The 17,231-nt window shown below is 55.3% G+C and carries 13 protein-coding genes; 5 read left to right on the forward strand and 8 right to left on the reverse strand.

Annotated elements, in window-relative coordinates:
* Positions 1–21 precede the first annotated feature (21 nt).
* The 5 genes from CH92_RS12595 to CH92_RS12610 all read left to right on the forward strand — a co-directional run bounded on the left by CH92_RS12595 (position 22) and on the right by CH92_RS12610 (position 3,166).
* The gene (locus CH92_RS12595) at positions 22–1,026 is read left to right on the forward strand and encodes a YqaJ viral recombinase family protein (protein ID WP_025242128.1); all 1,005 of its coding nucleotides are present in this window, start codon (positions 22–24) and stop codon (positions 1,024–1,026) included.
* Between the two features lie 91 nt (positions 1,027–1,117).
* Positions 1,118–2,068 carry a hypothetical protein gene (locus CH92_RS12600; RefSeq protein WP_025242129.1) on the forward strand — a complete coding sequence of 317 codons (951 nt, stop codon included), beginning with the start codon at positions 1,118–1,120 and terminating at the stop codon, positions 2,066–2,068.
* Complete coding sequence (gene radC, locus CH92_RS12605) at positions 2,040–2,537, forward strand: RadC family protein (protein ID WP_025242130.1); 498 nt, start codon at positions 2,040–2,042, stop codon at positions 2,535–2,537. The genes CH92_RS12600 and radC overlap by 29 nt, the downstream gene beginning before the upstream one ends.
* A gap of 10 nt (positions 2,538–2,547) precedes the next feature.
* The gene (locus CH92_RS22125) at positions 2,548–2,721 is read left to right on the forward strand and encodes a hypothetical protein (protein ID WP_167332187.1); all 174 of its coding nucleotides are present in this window, start codon (positions 2,548–2,550) and stop codon (positions 2,719–2,721) included.
* A 133-nt stretch (positions 2,722–2,854) separates the two neighbouring features.
* Entirely contained in the window at positions 2,855–3,166 is a 312-nt protein-coding gene (locus CH92_RS12610) for a DUF4113 domain-containing protein (protein ID WP_025242131.1), read from the forward strand.
* 239 nt (positions 3,167–3,405) lie between these two features.
* Here CH92_RS12610 and CH92_RS12615 read toward each other — a convergent pair whose 3' ends face one another.
* The 8 genes from CH92_RS12615 to CH92_RS12650 all read right to left on the reverse strand — a co-directional run bounded on the left by CH92_RS12615 (position 3,406) and on the right by CH92_RS12650 (position 17,229).
* On the reverse strand, positions 3,406–4,242 hold the full coding sequence (locus tag CH92_RS12615) for an HNH endonuclease (RefSeq protein WP_025242132.1): 837 nt from the start codon (positions 4,240–4,242) through the stop codon (positions 3,406–3,408).
* The gene (locus CH92_RS12620; protein ID WP_025242133.1) at positions 4,239–5,780 is read right to left on the reverse strand and encodes an AAA family ATPase; all 1,542 of its coding nucleotides are present in this window, start codon (positions 5,778–5,780) and stop codon (positions 4,239–4,241) included. Before CH92_RS12620 ends, CH92_RS12615 begins: the two co-directional genes overlap by 4 nt.
* Positions 5,781–5,855: 75 nt before the next feature.
* Positions 5,856–7,019, reverse strand: coding sequence for a DUF3800 domain-containing protein (locus tag CH92_RS12625; RefSeq protein ID WP_025242134.1), 1,164 nt, complete (start codon positions 7,017–7,019; stop codon positions 5,856–5,858).
* A gap of 74 nt (positions 7,020–7,093) precedes the next feature.
* Positions 7,094–7,285, reverse strand: a complete 192-nt coding sequence (locus CH92_RS12630; protein ID WP_025242135.1) for an AlpA family phage regulatory protein — start codon at positions 7,283–7,285, stop codon at positions 7,094–7,096.
* A 1-nt stretch (position 7,286) separates the two neighbouring features.
* Positions 7,287–9,398 carry a DEAD/DEAH box helicase gene (locus CH92_RS12635; RefSeq protein ID WP_025242136.1) on the reverse strand — a complete coding sequence of 704 codons (2,112 nt, stop codon included), beginning with the start codon at positions 9,396–9,398 and terminating at the stop codon, positions 7,287–7,289.
* Positions 9,399–9,422: 24 nt separating this feature from the next.
* Positions 9,423–10,742 carry a BREX system ATP-binding protein BrxD gene (gene brxD / locus CH92_RS12640; RefSeq protein ID WP_025242137.1) on the reverse strand — a complete coding sequence of 440 codons (1,320 nt, stop codon included), beginning with the start codon at positions 10,740–10,742 and terminating at the stop codon, positions 9,423–9,425.
* 15 nt (positions 10,743–10,757) lie between these two features.
* Positions 10,758–13,547, reverse strand: a complete 2,790-nt coding sequence (gene pglZ, locus CH92_RS12645; protein WP_025242138.1) for a BREX-2 system phosphatase PglZ — start codon at positions 13,545–13,547, stop codon at positions 10,758–10,760.
* Between the two features lie 4 nt (positions 13,548–13,551).
* Positions 13,552–17,229 (reverse strand): hypothetical protein, encoded by a 3,678-nt coding sequence (locus tag CH92_RS12650; protein ID WP_025242139.1) that lies wholly within the window; start codon positions 17,227–17,229, stop codon positions 13,552–13,554.
* Positions 17,230–17,231 lie beyond the last annotated feature (2 nt).

Here is a 17,231-nt window from a genome sequence, read left to right on the forward strand (position 1 = left end):
TATGTCTGCAAGAGAAGCATAATGAAAGCCACCTCATTGAATCGCAGCCCCAGCAAACCGCGCCCCGCTCTACGCCTGATCAGCACCAAGGAATTGCCTCGCGAAGACTGGATGCAGATCCGCAAGCAAGGTATCGGCAGCTCGGATGCAGCCGCAGCAGTTGGACTGAGTCCCTACAAGTCACAGCTAGAGCTCTGGATGGAGAAGACAGGCCGCAATGCCGGCCTGCCCAAGGCTGATCCGCACGATGAGGGAAGCCCGATGTACTGGGGCAACGTGCTGGAGCCCATCGTGGCCTGGCATTACAGCAAGCGCACGAAGAACAAGGTACGGCGCATCAACGCTGTGCTGCAGCACCCGGATCCGGAGCTGTCGTGGATGCTGGCCAACATCGACCGCGAGGTGATCGGGGCCGACGATGTGCAGATCCTGGAGTGCAAGACAGCCGGCATAAACGGGGCACGCCTCTGGAAAGAGGGCGTGCCTGAGTATGTACAGCTTCAGGTAATGCACCAGCTCGCCGTCACCGGCAAGCAAGCGGCGGATGTGGCGGTACTGCTGGGTGGCCAGACGCTGGAGATACATCGCATCGAACGAGACGAGCAGATGATCGCTCGCCTGATCGAACTGGAGCGTAAGTTCTGGCACTACGTGGAAACCGACACGCCACCACCGGCTGATGGCACCGCTTCCGCTGAATCAGCCCTGCGCTGCCTCTATCAGGAGGACAACGGCCAGGTCGTCGACTTCAGCCAGCATGCTCGGCTCTCTGCTGCATACATCGAGCTGAAAGCCGTGCGTCAGTCGATTGCCGACAAGGAGAAGCGCGAGGCCGAACTCAAGCAGATGCTGCAGCAAGCCATGGGCGATGCAAGTCGGGCGGAGTTTTCTAACGGTTACGTCAGTTGGCGCAAGGCCAAGGACAGCATCGGCCTCGATGTAGCTCAGTTGCTCAAGGACAAGCCCTACCTGCAGGCCAAGTATCCGTTGCTGAAACCAGGTGCGCGGCGATTCCTGGTCGGCTGAAACCCAACACTTTTATCCCTTCCCTCCCCTTGGCCAGTCCATGCAGTTCGCGCTGCGTGGCTGGCCATTTTTCATTTCCAGGAGAATCACCATGCTCAAAGGTCTGGCTATCACTCCGCCGGTACTCGGGCGGATTTCCATTGGTAAGGTCATCGAGAAAAACGGCAAGCGACTACCAGAGAAGGATGACCAATTCACCATCACGTCCCAGGTGCAGGGTAAGGACGGCTGGCTGCTGCACCCGCTCAATGACGAGCTGCGTCCGGGCAAGGACGACAAGCTGCGCAGCATCCCGGTACGCCTACTGTTCAACGAGCCGGAGCTGAATCTCCGAGCCGACTACACACTGTTCAACCGGCAGTCCGGACGTCCGGTTTGCGTCGGCAATGGCGAGACCTGTAAGCGAGTTACCCAAGACGGCATGCAGTCGCTGCCCTGCCCTTCACCGGATGCCTGCCCGCTGGCGAAAGGCGGTGCCTGCAAGCCCTATGGCCGACTGAATGTGGTCATTGGTGATGAGGATCCGCTGGGCAGCTTTGTGTTTCGCACCACTGGCTTCAATAGCATCCGCACCCTGGCGGCTCGCCTGCATTACTTCCAGGCCATCTCGGGTAACCGCCTGGCTTGTCTGCCGCTTGAGCTGCGCCTGCGTGGCAAGTCGACACGACAGAGCCATGGCACACCGATCTTCTACACCGACCTGACGGTACGCGGAGGCATGGACATGGCCGAGGCGCTGGTAACAGCCAGTGAACTCGATTCACGGCGCCAGGCTGCAGGATTCGATCAAGCTGCTTTGGATGAGGCTGCGCGACGCGGTTTCGGCAACGGAGCCTTTGAAGACAGCGAGGAGGATGTCAGCGCCATCGTTGAAGAGTTCTACCCCGAGGGTCAAGCACCTGCTGCAGCAACGACCTCTCCAGTCAATCCCACCAAACCGAGCCTGACTGAAAAGCTCGATGCACAGGCTGCTCGTCAAACCCTATCCACAGACCAAAACCAAGGAGGCCGCCATGCGCCTGCACAAGCTGAAAGCCAGTGAAACGACCGGCACCTACCTGGTCGAGTCCCCGGTGACGGAAAACGACATCCTGCTGATGGCCAAGCAACTGGCCAGCCTTCGTCTGCGCAAGGGACGTGCCCTGACGTCTCCCAAGGAGGTGTTCAATCACCTGCAGGCGCTGCTGGCTGATTATGAGCACGAGGTTTTCGCACTGCTCATGCTCGACAGCCGACACCGGGTGATTGCGTTCGAGGAAGTGTTTCGCGGAACCCTGGACGGAGCCAGCGTCTACCCACGGGAAATCGTGAAGATCGCCTTGGCACACAACGCAGCCGCAATCATCCTGGTGCACAACCACCCCTCAGGTGATCCCGAGCCCAGCCAGGCGGATCGCAATCTCACCACGAAACTGCAGGACGCACTGAATCTGGTCGGAGTCAGAACGCTCGATCACGTCGTGGTAGGACAGGAGGATTGTTTGTCGTTGGCTGAGCGCGGCTACCTGTAAGGAGCTGCCAATGAAACTGCAGTTACGAACTTTTGCCTCGGCATCCATGTTTGCCGGGATCTTGGCCGGTTGTCTGGCGAAATTGCTGCTGGTGATTCTGATGGTGCGCTTTCCACCATTGCTGATCGCCGTGGTGTTAGCGTGCTGGATCTACCGGGAGCAGAAAGTAAGAATGAACCCTTGAACGGTGAGCCAGCGTGGGTAGTCGAAAGACTGCCTGCAATGGCTCTCACCTTTTTCTTTTGCTCTGCTAGCTAACGCTTACCTGCTGCCTTGTCGACCTCTGCCAACTGCCCTACCCAACCGACGACAGCCGATTGATCATCAAGGCTGTTCAGGCTGGATTGCAGCAGGTCTACAGAGAGGGCTTCAGCTACGCTAAGGCTCAGGTGATGCTGTTGAATCTGTGTCGCAAGAATGAGTACACGCCGGATCTGTTCGCCCCTGAACAGCCCGTGAAAACCGAGCGACTGATGAGCACCCTGGACGCGATCAACAATCGCTGGGGCCGTGGAACACTACAACCAGGACGCATCGCTAAACCAGTCGAGTGGGCTATGCGAAGAGAATTGCTCTACCCGGCTTACACCACTCGCTGGTCTGAGTTAATGGTGGCAAAAGCCCGCTAGAAAACTCATGCGCAGGTCCACCTAGGCGTACAGATCCATTCAGGACCTATCCCGTGCCTCAATACAGCACACACCACTCGGTCGGGTTCCACCGCATTTCGACTGAAGGTCTGGAAGCGCTGAAAACTTCAGATCTTGGCGGGTGACACAGTGAAACATATTTCATGTCGCTCAAAACTCATTCCGAGAACACGTCATCAGCACATGTCGTTAGTAGCGACACGTTCAAGGGTTCTGGTTTACAAAGCGGCGAACCCGCCCTCACAAAACCAGTCACTTGAAGCGAAGCTTTCGAAGGTCACCGCACGCCACCCATTCAGCCGGGCAGCACGAGCACTTTCGCTACGGGCTACCAACTCAGCCCTAACGCCACGAGGCCCCTCACCCTGATAAATGCCGGTCAACTGATGACGTATCGATAGAAGTTCATCAGCGGCTTCGGCGGAGTAAAGATCACCCAAGCCTAGTGCATCGAAATGCACTTGGACACGATTGCATAGCTGTTGAGTCCATTGCGCTGGAGGCTCGACATGAAATCGAACCACAGCAGGGGTACCAGGTACAACTTCCCCATGCAGCCACCGTTCATTTTCAATGCAGTCAAAATAAGGGTGCAGCGCCGCTTCATCTGCAGTAGTAGGGATGCTAGCAAGCTTCGCCTTGTTACAACTGGCACACGCTGGAATTAGGTTCGCAGGGGTTACCGCCAGAACGGGGTAGTGAGCCTTAGGCAAATGATGATCAAGTGTATCCACCTTACGCTGGGTACATAGCAAGCATTTGGCAGAAGAATTAAAGATCTCGTCGTAGGCCGCTCTACCCGGCGCTTTCTTACTCGCCATCCGCTGGGTGTATACCTTTTCCATTTCCGCCGTGGTGACGCCACCAATAATTGCCTGGCGGACGAACTCATGAAGACGGTTATTACGCGCTTTATCGATATAGTCGGTGGAAGCTGCGGTCACATCCCCTGTGATAGCGGTCAAACGCGCTTTCAAATCCGCATCTCTTACCCGACTGATGCATGTGGTAAAGACGTCGCCGGCATCCAACTCTGGGCAGTCTACAGAAATCATGGCTTGCCCCCTCGGTTCAGCACGAGCGCCCGGATCAGCGCCCGAGCCTCGCCACCCAGCTCACCTTCAAACCTGGCCAGAGCTTGCTCTAACGTATCGCTGCTTTGGACCGACTCCCTCAACAGCCTGTGAAAACCTGCATCGGTTACCTCTAGACCGAAAATCTCTCGAGTGAGGATTCCCACATTCTCCCCAAACGTTTCAATATCGGGTCTCTCAGCTGCAACAGCGCGTCCGCTTCGTCTTATTTTCCAGACACAGCTTGCAGGTACCTCCTGAACAACCACTGGTGAGTGAGTAGCGATGATGGCCACACCATTGCGGTTGACCAGCAGGTCAGACAGCGATCTGACAAACGCCGAAAGCAGCGGGGGATGAAGGTGAGCTTCTGGCTCATCCAGAAGAACGAGTGTGCGCTCCTCCACCGTTTCCACCAGTCTGGTGATGGTGAGCAGTACGATCTTGTGGCCGGAGCTCAACTTTCCAAACAGCTTGCGGGCCGCGAACCTGATCTCCTTTTCGTCCAGAGTGTCATCTGCCAAGGACGCGACATCGTTGGATTGGAAAATCGGATCCGTTTCAAGCATCTGCAAGGCACGGCGCCACCTGGAGAGACGTGCGCCTTGAGTACATACCAAAACGCTCGCCCCAAACTCTTCGGATAATTTTTCAGGGGATTTGGGTGGAAGTGGGCTTCCATTTTTCGTTTTACCAGGGCGTTTTAACCCAACATAAGCGCAGGGCAATCCGTCTAAGCGATCTTTGCGGTTAGGCAAAGGCTCGAACGGATCGAAGGCGCTGAAGGTCACAGATACTAGGTTGGCAAACGAGGATTTGTCGTCAGTGACACACTCGAAGATACCGACCTGGCTCTCGTCCGGCTCTTTGTCAATTACTGCTCTGGACATGTTGTTGAGCATGTGTGTCTTGCCCACGCCATTTCGGCCGATTAACACATGAATGTTTGTCGGAGGCATGGAGGCTGGCTTGACCTCAAACGACAATGTGGCCTGGTCAACGCGAGAGCTGCGAACGCTAGGCGTGGTGTAAACGAAGCGGAATTCGTTAAGCCTGGCGCCCCCGGTAGCTAGACGCCGAAACTGTCCTTCGACCGTTGAGCGTGTGACCGACCTCAAAAGTGAAATGCCGGTGACTTTTTCCTCCATCGCCCTGAGGCATCGGTCAGAGTCCAATGCAATATCCCCTAGACCCTGCAGCACTCGGTCACGAATGTTCGGCCCTAGCTTGTTGAGGTTTTCGTAATATTCATCGTCTTGCCCAAGCGAGAAAAATCTATCGCCAAGCTGGTCAAACTCATCCCGCAATTCAGGCCGGCGCTGATCCTTTTTCATACCGAACTCGCCAATTTTCACGTTGCCGATTCGGTGGCGCACGGCATTTGAATCAAAGACATAAACTATGTACTGGGTATTGAAAGTAAACCAGTCGTCCCAGTTATCCGTCCAAAGGTATACCTGATCCTTTCCTATTGATGGAAGTGCAGAGCTAGCAGGAAGAACTTTGAAATATCCAGTCATTTATATCTATCAATTAAATCTTGAGAAAGTGCCAACTAGATGCGCAAAGCACCAAGATTATTCATACTGGTGGTATTATTCGCGTAAAGCCTCAAGAGAAGACAGCAACTTTTTTAGCTGCGCAAGACTCTCTCCTTCCAAAATGTCGTACTCACCTACGCTACTTAGAAGGTATACGTCCCTGGCTTTCTTTACTCGATCTAGAAGCGGCACGACTTGGCTCGCTGCAAGCTCTAGAAAGTCCTTGATATCAGCATGCACTTTAGGAAATTTATAGCCTTTGGGTGCGCTGGCGATAATGACTTCGGCATCTCGCAACTTCGCGATCCCGCTTGACCTGATCTTCTGATCACTAAGGCCGCTGAATCCTCTCTCAACAAGGTGATTAGCAATTTCGGCAGTTGAGACATACTCGTCGCTTATGAATTCGCTTCGAAAGCGTAAGTAATCCAAGATGCAGAGTTGAAGCCGCTGATCCTCATCTGGGTTGAAGCCAATCTTCTCAGCAAATCTATCTGCTTGTTTCATCGCCGCTTGATGTACCCAATAGTCTAAGTAGGTAGACGTGTCCATTTGAGGCAAAAGCGATTGATACTTAGGTGGCCACTCTAAAATACCTAAAGTGATGCCACGCAGGATGGCCTTGTAGGCCTCCTCAGTTTCTGCAGAAGCTTTACCCTCGTAGACCTGAGCAATAGAGCCAGCGAAAAAATCAGCAACTTGAATAAGTACGTCATCCTTGCTGCTTTTAGTCTGAAATGCTTCTTCGCCAAAAAGATCGTCCACATAGCGTGCTTCGACATAGTCTTTCAGGCTAGCCTGAAATTCAGGCCCGCCATGTTCATCAACCGTCATTTGCAGGTAATCACAGTGATTAAACAGGCGTTGATATAGCAGCCCATTTACATACTTAATGAACGATTTTTTGAAACGAAGGCCGCCATCGCGATGCACTCGAGCCTTGTCTACGACCGTGACATAAAGCCTCAGGGGAAGCTCAGCCAGCTCCAGTAGGATTCGCTTGCGACGATCTGAGTCCTTGGCTCTCAAGTTACTGGACTTGATTTCGCCAGTTTGGAAGTTACGTGCCCTCACGGCTTCGGCAAGCTCATAAGCCTGTTGCAGATCTTTCTCTGCAACAATAACCGAGCAAACAACAAAGAAAGCGGAGCTGCCAGATTTCGACGTATCTAGGTCGTGGTTACCTGACTCATCGACGAATGCGAATATCCGTCCCACTCAATAGCTCCCTGTCCCCAGCTAGCAACACTAATACATCCTGTAAAGCAGGCAAAAGGGCTAGCTTCAGGTTATTAGTGTATCCGTTGATCACGCAGGGCAATCCTGCCCTTAATCCACTCCTGGACCTCGCTCTCAAGCCAACCAACACTGCGGCCTACCAATGGGACGGGCCTCGGAAACCCGTCCTCACTGATGAGCTTGTAGATTGTTGATCGAGCAAGGCCGGTCGTCTCGATAACTCCGCTGAGACGGATAATTTTCATATCAGGCTTCTTCCTTCACCCACAGAACGGCGAGCGAGATTCGACTGAACTGCTTGAAATCACTATCCACGGAGTACCGTTCTCCCAGCTCACGATCAATTTCCTTCTGGCTTAAGCACTCAGCAAATTTCAGCTCTTGTACAAAGGCTTCATCCAGCAGCACCGCTAAATTATGCGCGTCACCTGCAAGAATCTCTCGAATAGCACGTACCAACGCCTCGGCTGAATAGACGTGCCGAAAAGTCATGCACTCATTGTCCGCGATGAGCTTATCTGCCTCATCAGCCAGCAGATCCTTCATGGCCGAATTCAGCAGCTTACCTGCGAAGTTCCACCAAACTGCATTGCCATCGGCATCAAAGATCAGAGTGCTTCTACCCGACTCCATCCATCCGTACTGATCACGGAGATCGGCAAGCAGCCCTTGAGCCCTGGATGAAAGACCTTCTGGAACGAGATCTGAAATCAACACATCAGCAATCGCACGACACAGCTCATATCTCAGCGGCTGCGCATCACTAACCCATTGCGACTTACCGCGTACCTCTGAAGGCTCGACAAAGGCTTTTTTCCGCGGCCAGTCGATATAGGTCGTCTGCCAGCTGCGCCCACCTAGCGTAAGCAGCGCCGGGCCGTTATCACGGACAGCGAAGGTCAGTTGGTGAACCTCACCTAGCTCCTGCTTACCCCAAAAAACCTTGACCATGGGGGGCGTCGTGAAGACCGAAAAGAGCTCCATGAAGTTCTTCTCACCAAACGCCCTCTCGCCGGCCTTGCCAATCCCGATGAGTCCCTCATCAGAGTGCAATATCCCGGCCCCAAGCATGTAGCTGATAACACCAGCCCGGTCATCGGGCGTGACTCCAGCAAAACCAGGCATGCGCCCCACCCACTGATCGACGTCGGCTGCGATGATGCCTTTTTGCTGAAGCGCCAATGCCATCGTTTGCTGGGCATAGATGTGCATTGGCCTCGCGGGGGGTTCGATAGGTTCGACATACCCCTTCCGCCATAGCTGCAACAATGCCAAAGCGCGAAGAAACGCATCTTCCTTGGTAGCCAGAAACAGACAGTTTCGCGAGCTGCCCGAGCGTCTGCCAGTGCGGCCAATACGCTGCAGGAACGAAGCAACCGTGTACGGGGCATCGATCTGAATCACCCGATCGAGGTCGCCCACATCGATACCCAACTCCAACGTCGAAGTAGAAACGATGACGCAGTCATTACCTTGGGAGAACGCTTCTTCAGCAGCTCTCCGCTCCTCCAGGCTTAAGGAACTGTGCGAGATGTAGGTGGCAACACCTAGGCAACGCAGCTCAACTGCAAGCTCCTCAACCTTGGAGCGGCTATCCACGAAGACGAGACGCTTCTCGCCCTTGTGCAATCTTGAAATCACAACTGCTGCGTTCTTCAGCGACCCAACCCAATCGACCTGGACGTCAGGAATCACATTGTTCTCAGCAGGAGGGTTGATCACGCTTCTTCGGGCATTACAGCTACCGGCAAGCCAATCGCAGAGCGTGTCAGGATTACCTACGGTTGCTGAGAGTCCTAAGCGCTGGATCTCTCGGCCTGCTAGAACGCTGATTCGCTCCAGGACAGACAGCAAATGCCAGCCACGGTCATCACCGGCAAAGGCATGCACCTCATCAATAATCACTGTCCGCACGTTGGCAAAAAGCTGCTGATGATCAACCTTGTTGGAGACCAGCATGACCTCCAGCGACTCTGGTGTTGTCAGCAGAATGTCCGGTGGCGATGCCACAATCTTGGCCTTACGAGAAGCACTGATATCGCCGTGCCACAGGGCAACGCTTCGCCCCAGGAGATGCCCGTAATAACTCAAGCGCTGGTCAAGGTTATTGAGCAGCGCCTTGATCGGGCAGATATAGAGAACAGAAAGGCCTTCCCAGCTCTCACTGAGCATGCGTGAAAACACCGGAAAGCTTGCCGCTTCGGTTTTTCCACCAGCCGTTGGCGCCAGCAGAATCGCGTGCTCGCCATCCAGAACGGGCTGAATGGTGGCCTCTTGCAAAGGCCGCAAACCGTTCCAACCTAGAGAGTTGACGATGTGGTGCTGCAAGGCAGGGTGGAGCTTGTCGAACTCACTCATGCAGCAAAGCTCCAATCAGGCAGCTCAAAGATCGAGCTCGATATCATCTACCGAGCTTGCCGCACTGGTAGCGCGCTCGACCGATGTCAGCTCGGTATCTGAAATGGTCAATGCGTAGTGCTGTCGCGGATTGAAGTCTTCGAACTGGTCAATACGATCCAGGACCTCACCCACCAGCTTTTTCAGGAAAATCCGCGGTGCAATTCCGACCTTGCCGCCCAGCTTACCGGTCACCGCCTTTGCCAGCTCAGCGATGTAATCATCGTCTGCCAGGCGCAGAATGCGGTCAGCCGTAGCGCTGTTATCGGCATACAGGTTGCGCACCTTGCGACCAACCTCCTCCAGAGACTCCTGACTGAAACCACGGAGACGAATTTGCACGGCGCGAGGATTATCGAACCGAGCATCAGTGGTGAAGTCGACTGCCAGACGCTGAGCTAGAGGAGACAGCCGCTGGACACCCATAGGGCCATCGTAGAAGGCTGGAGTACCTGTGATAACCAGATAAAGGCCAGGGAATCGCCCAGAGTCCACCTCATCCATCAACTGACGCAGGGCGTTCAGGCTCTTGTCGCGAACATCTCCGCGCATTCGCTGAAGTGTTTCAACCTCGTCGAGCACCAGCAGCAGACCAGGATGCCCTGAATCCTTGAGTATGGTTAGAACACCTTGCAGGAAGCTCAACGCGCCGAAATGATCGATGTCGCCCTTGATCATTGCATAGCGCTTAACAGCAGCAGAAATGTTCGGCTGACCTGCCATCCAGGCCAAAAGCCCGTTGGCGATCTCTTCCTGGCCTTCTAGGAGAGCTCTCCGGTAGGCACGTAGAGTTAGGGCAAATGCAGGTGCAGAGCGCACTACTTCGCCCAAGCGCTTTTCCATGAGTAAATCAGTGGCATCGATCAACGCTTCGGAGTCGTTCGGATCGATGTCATGCTGGGCCAGTACATCCTCTTCAAGGGTGTAGAACCAGGCTTCGACGATATTCTGAAAGGCGCCAGAGGGCATATCTGGCGTCGTCAAACGCTCCATCAGACGCCGATAAACCGTCTCCAGACGGTGCAGCGGCGTCTCAGTCTCGGAAATTTGTACCTCGGCACAGGCAAAGCCGAGTCGGTGTGCTTTTTCACGGAGCCAACGTGACGCAAAGGTTTTACCGCTGCCGTACTCGCCACGAATAGCCTTGAATACCGCCCCGCCTCGACTGACCTTTTCCAGCTCCTCATCAAAGGCGCGCTCGAAGGGCAACAAGCCAACAGCTAAGGCATCCAAACCATACTGCGGCACAGTTCCACGCCGCAGAGCGTCCAGAATATCCTGACGACGTTGTTGGCTAATCGACATGCCTACACCCTGTAGTTATTGAATTTCAAACTGCTTCTTCAGATCTGCAACGTTCAAACGCACTGTCTGGGAATCACGCTCGACTGAAAGGATCGGATAGCCATCCACATTAAGCAGTTTCTGTGCTCCCGCGAGAAACCCACGAATCCGCAGTTTTGGGATCAGCAACTCGGAACAAAGCACCGCCTCCATCACCTGCCAGCGATGCTTCTCCAACAGCCTCAGCAGCGTCTGCATTTGTTCATCGCTTATCGCTGTGCGGCCTGCTCTGTCGCGAACTTGACCATAGACCGGCGAACTGAGCAACTCAGCAACCCAATCGCCTGTAGCGACCACCGGAGCGCTTTTGCTCAAGGCTTTCGCTGGCGATGCAAAGCCGAACATGTCCTCGACAACCTCAGCCACAGCCTGCTTCTTGCCGGCTGCTTTCTTGGCAGGTGCTTCGACAGAGACAGCGGCCTCATTAACCGCGCTCGGCGTTTCTGCCTCAATGGCTTTTGTCGAATACCACCAGGCTGGCAATCGTCGAGGCACCTCACGCCAACCCTCTACCCTTTGCCGCGTGGCGGCATTGATATAGACCCCAAGCGGTATCACCACCTCCTGGAGCGAACCACCACCGTGATAGCCATGGCTCCTACTTTTGGTATAACGCAGACGCTCTGACCAAGGGAGGATCACCTGTTTATTGGTCGTCACGACACGCTCCCCCGACAACAGGACTTCCAGCTCAGAGGGTGTGATGCTGGGAGCAACCGGGTGATAGCGCTCGCCGTTTTCGTCGGCGGACTGCTGGTAAACCGAATCATGATCCAGTACGTGGCCGTGATCACTGGTAATGATCACCACGCGACCCGCCTCGCGAGCGGCCTCCATGACATGCCGCAGTAAGGCCACGGTTTCAAAGGACCAATCGACCTTAACTTGCGAGCTACTGGACAGCTGATCATCGATCGCATTGATCACCACCGCCAGAACTCGGTGCTCCGTACCCGCAATTACCCCCCGAACGTTGCTATGCAAACTGCCAGATCCAGACTGGGACAAATCCTGCTTATGGAAAACTTGCGGTGGAAACTTGGTGGAGGCCAGCTTTTTTAACTGAGGGTGGCTACTGAAAGCCTTCTTCTCGTCGTTGGCATTGCCCTCACACAGAGCCCCCGATAGCAGCGAGCAACGGCTGACCTGAGTCACAGTGGGCAAGGCTGCGACCAGACATGCATCGCCCTGTGCGCCAACGGGCTGTAGCTCCAACCAATGATTACGGGTGAGGTCTGCGCTTAACTGCCTGTAGACGGCTTCGCTCATCCCATCCAGCACAAGCAAAAGCACTTGCCCCTGCTCGGCCAATGGTGCAACCAGATCATCCAGGGCCCGCTCGACGGGAATGAATCGAGCAGGCAGATGATCACCGCGAGCGATGCTTGCCAGTTGCTGCCCGAAAGCCTGGTTTTGCCGTTCCCTGTAACGCCCAACGTGCTGCGAGAGCTTCTGGTACACCGTACTCAGGGACTCCTCAGCATCTCCCGCCCAAATTTCGGTTCGTGCCCAATCACAAAAACCACCCTGCTCGATGTAATCGCCGATCAGGCTAACTGCAGTTCCGTCCACGTTCGGCGCCTGCTTGAGCCAACGTAGAAGGCGCATGGCCATATTGGCCCTAGCAACAGTCTCGCTGTAGCGATCCAAGCCAGCCAGACGATGCCCCTCTATCTGCTGCAAAGCCGACTCCGCAGCCATGGATTCGCCGCCGTCCAGAGCTATATCCAGGGCTGAAGCAAAAGCGCTAAAGCGAGCATGTAAACCGCAAGGCAACAGCGAGGAATGCTCGGCAGCAGCCTGCATATCCAAGCTTGCAAGAATCTGCTCTGCTTTCGACAAGAAGCGTGCATAGCTAGGGAAACCGAGAGCACCTATCCATTGCCTGACCAGGACAACTGCGACCTCACCCAGTGGCTGCAGGACTCGGAATTCGATCTTCTTCCCACCCAAAAAGCGCTCACGGAAAATCCCACGACTGATATGCAGCTGAGTTAAATCAAGCGCTTGCAGACGTTCAATATCCGAGGAAAACAGCACGGAGCACGCCAAGGCGACGGCGAGCAGATCACTCCCCTGATCATTCAGAAGCAGCGTCGATACCACCTCATGAGTGTCGGGCAGGCCTCGGGCCAACCAATCCCCAAGGTTGTCTCGAATATCGCCTGGCAGAGCCGTAATCAGTGCATTGACATCACCCTTAGTGCTCCAACTCAACACCGACTGCAGATCCAACGTGGCTTCTTGGTAGTTCAGATGAGCCATGGCGATAGCGCGCCAGGCTGTCTCCTCATCCAGAATCTCTCCGAAGCTGATTTTCCCCTGATAGCGTTCAACACCATTGAGCATCGCCTCAGCTACCCAACGGCTCTGCTTGCGTGTTAAACGAGGATCAATGTCCCTGACACGAATCAGCTGCTGCAGGGTCTTCCAAGGGCTTATGCGCTGCGGCTCGTTGCGCCAGATTCTGGCCAACACGTCCATGGCCAGATCCGTCTCGGCAAAGCCCGACAGCAGCACAAGACGCTCTGAGGTTTCCTTCCGATCCTGGTGATGCTTGACCAAGGCCTCACGCATCGCCAACTCAGAGACGCAGTAGACGGCCCTGACTTTTCGCCCTTCAACAACTTGCTCTACAGCTAAAGCCGCTAAAGGGTTTGGCCACACTAATGCCACGCAGTCAGCCTCAGCGTCACGCTGAAAAACTGCCTGCAGTTGGGTCACCACCGGCATCGGCAATGTCGCGCTCGCCTGCATGATCGACATCACCTCAATCCTCTGCCCCATCCATGCGCACAATGCTGTAGCTCACATCCAGCACATAGCCGTCCTGCAATTTGCTCTCAATCTCTGCGAACAAGTTGTGCGCCTGCTTGCTGGTCAAACCACTCTGCTGAACCTGCTCCAGCACCTTTCTGCCACCGGCACCTTTGTTGACACCGGTATCGGCAGGCGGCACATCCGGACTGGTCGGCGGAACGACGTTGCGCGTCAACTGCGATGTAGCATCGGCCTGAGCCTGTCGAAGCGCTTGGGCCAGCGCCGTCACCAGCTCATCCGCGGTCAATGCAGCACTAACACGCTGCTTAATCTGCAGCGCCTCAGCTGCCCCTGACTTCCAAACGGTTTCCAGCAGTTGCCAGTTATTGTCCTGGATCGCCTGGGTCACGCTGGCAGCGCTGACGATACTTTTGGCGAGAGCCATCGCGTTGGTGGGCGGCTGAATATCCGACAGCGCAGTGATCAGATCTGCACCCTGCTTACCCTGCAAGGTCTGCAACAGGCTCACTGCATACTCGGCATTACGCAGACGATTGCATTGCGTCCCCTGATTAACCCGGCTCAATGCACCTCTGAGCTCAGTAACCAGTTCCTCACAATGCCCAAGCTGGCGCTTAACCTCATCCTGCACATCTTTTTCCAGTGCATTCTGATGGTTGGCGGTGCGCAGCTTGTTAGGCGTCAGGCCGAAGATGGCGGAAGCGTTATCTACGCCCAGCTTCCAGATGTTTGGCTCGGCCAGATCCTGCTTGGTCAGCAACAGGTTATCCGGCATGTCCTTGAGCGTCGGCTCATAGTCTTGACCATGCAACGAGAAGGCGTACTGGCCATGCTCGGCAAACACCATGATCAGCAAGTTCTGCACAATGTCCGGCAGCCCTTTGGGTGTCGGCTGATCAATGGCCGAACGTAGGCGCTTCACCGTCACTGGATCCCCGGCGTATTCATCCTTGGCCAGCTCACGAGTCATATGCTTCGGCCAATCATCCTTAAAGATGAAATGCCGCTCGTGCATCTCGCCAAGCTTCAGTGGCTGTGCAATCGAACGCATGATCGAGCGCAACGGCGTGTCGATATCGATGCGACCATTACTGGCATGCACAGCCCGACGCAGCTGCTCCATCACCTTACCTAGGTCAGCCAGCCTGACCTCACCGTCAAACTCGGGGTGATCCGGATATTGGAAGCTCAGCGCCTGGTTAAGCAGGTGCTCGAAGGCCGCACGCAGATTACTGCCCACCGGCAGCTGCGGAGTAAATCCAGGCTCCAGCGAATAAACCTGGCTGTCCAGTTGTACCGAATCATCCAGCGAGCCCGGGATCGGTTGTGCAGCACCGAATGCACCCATGAGGTAATCACGAATGCGCTGGCGCAGCTGGCTGCGCTGGTTATCGAGAAGCGTCCGCGCTTGGGCCCGCTCAAGTGGGCTCAGATGCTTACTAAAGGAGACGAAGCGATCTTCGCTTTTCAGTACGTGCTCAAGCGTCACCAAGGTTCCCAAATCACGCTGCGCCGACTGGCTAAAGAAATACGGCAACCAGCACAGCGTCTGTGTCGCATTACCAGTGGCTTCGTACTCCTGGATGCGTGCCCTATCGCTCGCGGGAGAATGGTTGCCCTGGTCAAACGGAAAGTCGACCAGCACCTTCCAATCATCACCACGCGCCTCAAAGGTGGTGAAGTCGGAAATCTCGCGAATGTTCTGAAACATCACCTCTACGGTACGACGAGTGCCGCGCCAGGCGAAGGGATGCTCAATAAACAGCTGATTGTCATCCTGAACGCCGAATGCCTCGAACAGCAAATCCTTGGTCAGCTTGCGACGTGCGCCATCGTTGTCATGGATTTTCGCCTGCTCAAGAATGCTCTCGGTATCGACGCCGGAAAGCTGAATCGCGATAACCGGGTTGGAGTCATCACTGATCTTGATCTCACCGACTCGCCCCGCCCATTTGCGGCACTTCTGCAAAACCGTCTGCGCTTCACGCCCTGGGATCGGTGATTTGATGGTGCCGTGGTTCAACGCAGCGAGCTTATTGGCCGTGAGCTGCTTGAAGCACTCCACCTCCGGAACCAGCGCCGACAGCAACAAGGTCTTAATCAAGCGCATGTCGTTGATAAAGGCGCGACGGCCTGGATCGTTCGCAGGCAGCTCCAGCAGCTGATCCAGCTTGAGGTTGTGTTCTTCCTCGAGTAGCGGCACCAGCTTGCGCTCGAACAGATGGCGAGCATTGTCGAAATGCATACGCATCACTTCTGAGAACGGCTCGGCCTCGGAGGCAATTACGTCGTAAAGGTCACCGACCGGAATGCAGCCGCCGAGCTCCAGGGTTTCGCGCTGATCGACCAACAGCATCAGCATGACCTTGAGCGCAGTACGCTCGCGCTGCAGCGCGGAAGAAAGCGCAACCAGCGCCTGCACCAGAGCAGGACTGAAGGGATACAGCGAGCGGAACATCTCGCGGTCACCCTGGTTGGTCAGCAGGATTTCCTGCACCTCGCTGCGTAAACCGGCATCCATGGCCGCAAAGGCATTGTCGATTTCAGCCTTGGCAGCTGCATTGATCGGCTTGAGCAAGCGGCGCTCAGCAATCACTGGCAGGTTCCGGTCTTCCAGGGTGATGGTGTGGAAACGACCATCCCAGTACTTGAGCGAGTCGCTCAGTGCTTGCTGCTCAGCGCCGTTGTACTGATCACCCACGAACTCACGCAGATCACGCTGACGTGCGATAAAGCTGGCCATGGGCAGTGCACGTTGCTCACTGGCTTCAACCAGCTTCACCACTTTCTGAATGTTGTTGGCGATAAAGCGCTGGTCAGAAAGATGGCTGGCCAGCCAGAGGATCAGCTCATCGAGGAACAGGATGATCGCGTCGTATCCGAGCGCTTTGGCATGCTCAGTCATGATGCGCAGGCCCTCATCGAAATCGACGTAACCGCCGTACTCGCTGTTGGCCATATCCGCCATGGAGCTGTAGAAGGTGCCGATCAGGTCCCCGACCAAGCGAGCCTTATCGTCCGCGCCAGCTTGGTCATTGAGCACTGCATCGAAGCTGGCTGCATCCCAACCAGTCGATAGGTCACCCCAGCCATCGTCCTCGGCCGCTGCTGCGCCTTTGTTCAATGTGGCGAAGAAATTCGCATCACCCATATTGCTGCGCAGTTGCCGAGCATCACGGAACAACCGGTCGCTCATGTAGAAGCCAGGTACCGGGGCATCGGGATGCAGGTGTTTGATATGTCGCGCATAGCCACCCAACACACCCGCCTCAATGCTGGCTGCGCCGATCATGTGGTAGGGCACCAGCAGGATATTGGTTTGCTGCAGCCACTCATCGTGCTTAGCTACAGCCGGCGCCAGCTCGTTGATCGCCCGGGCTTGGGAATTGCCCTGCAACAGCAGGTGCAGCACCGCCATAAAGTGCGACTTACCGCTACCGAAGCTGCCGTGAAGGTAAGCGCCCTTCTGACGGTTCTGGTTGCCCACCACGGTACTTTTGATAAAGCTCAAGGCATCGTCGAACGAACGCTGCAGCTGCGGCGTCACCACATACTGCTCCAGGGTTTGGCTGACAGCTGCATCAGCCAGACCACTGGACAGGTTGAGAACGAAATCACCCCGTTGAACCTTTTCTGGGATCTCGATCAGCTCTTTAATTAATGTCATGC

The sequence above is a fragment of the Stutzerimonas stutzeri genome, from assembly GCF_000590475.1.
In the GTDB taxonomy this organism is placed as follows: domain Bacteria; phylum Pseudomonadota; class Gammaproteobacteria; order Pseudomonadales; family Pseudomonadaceae; genus Stutzerimonas; species Stutzerimonas stutzeri_D.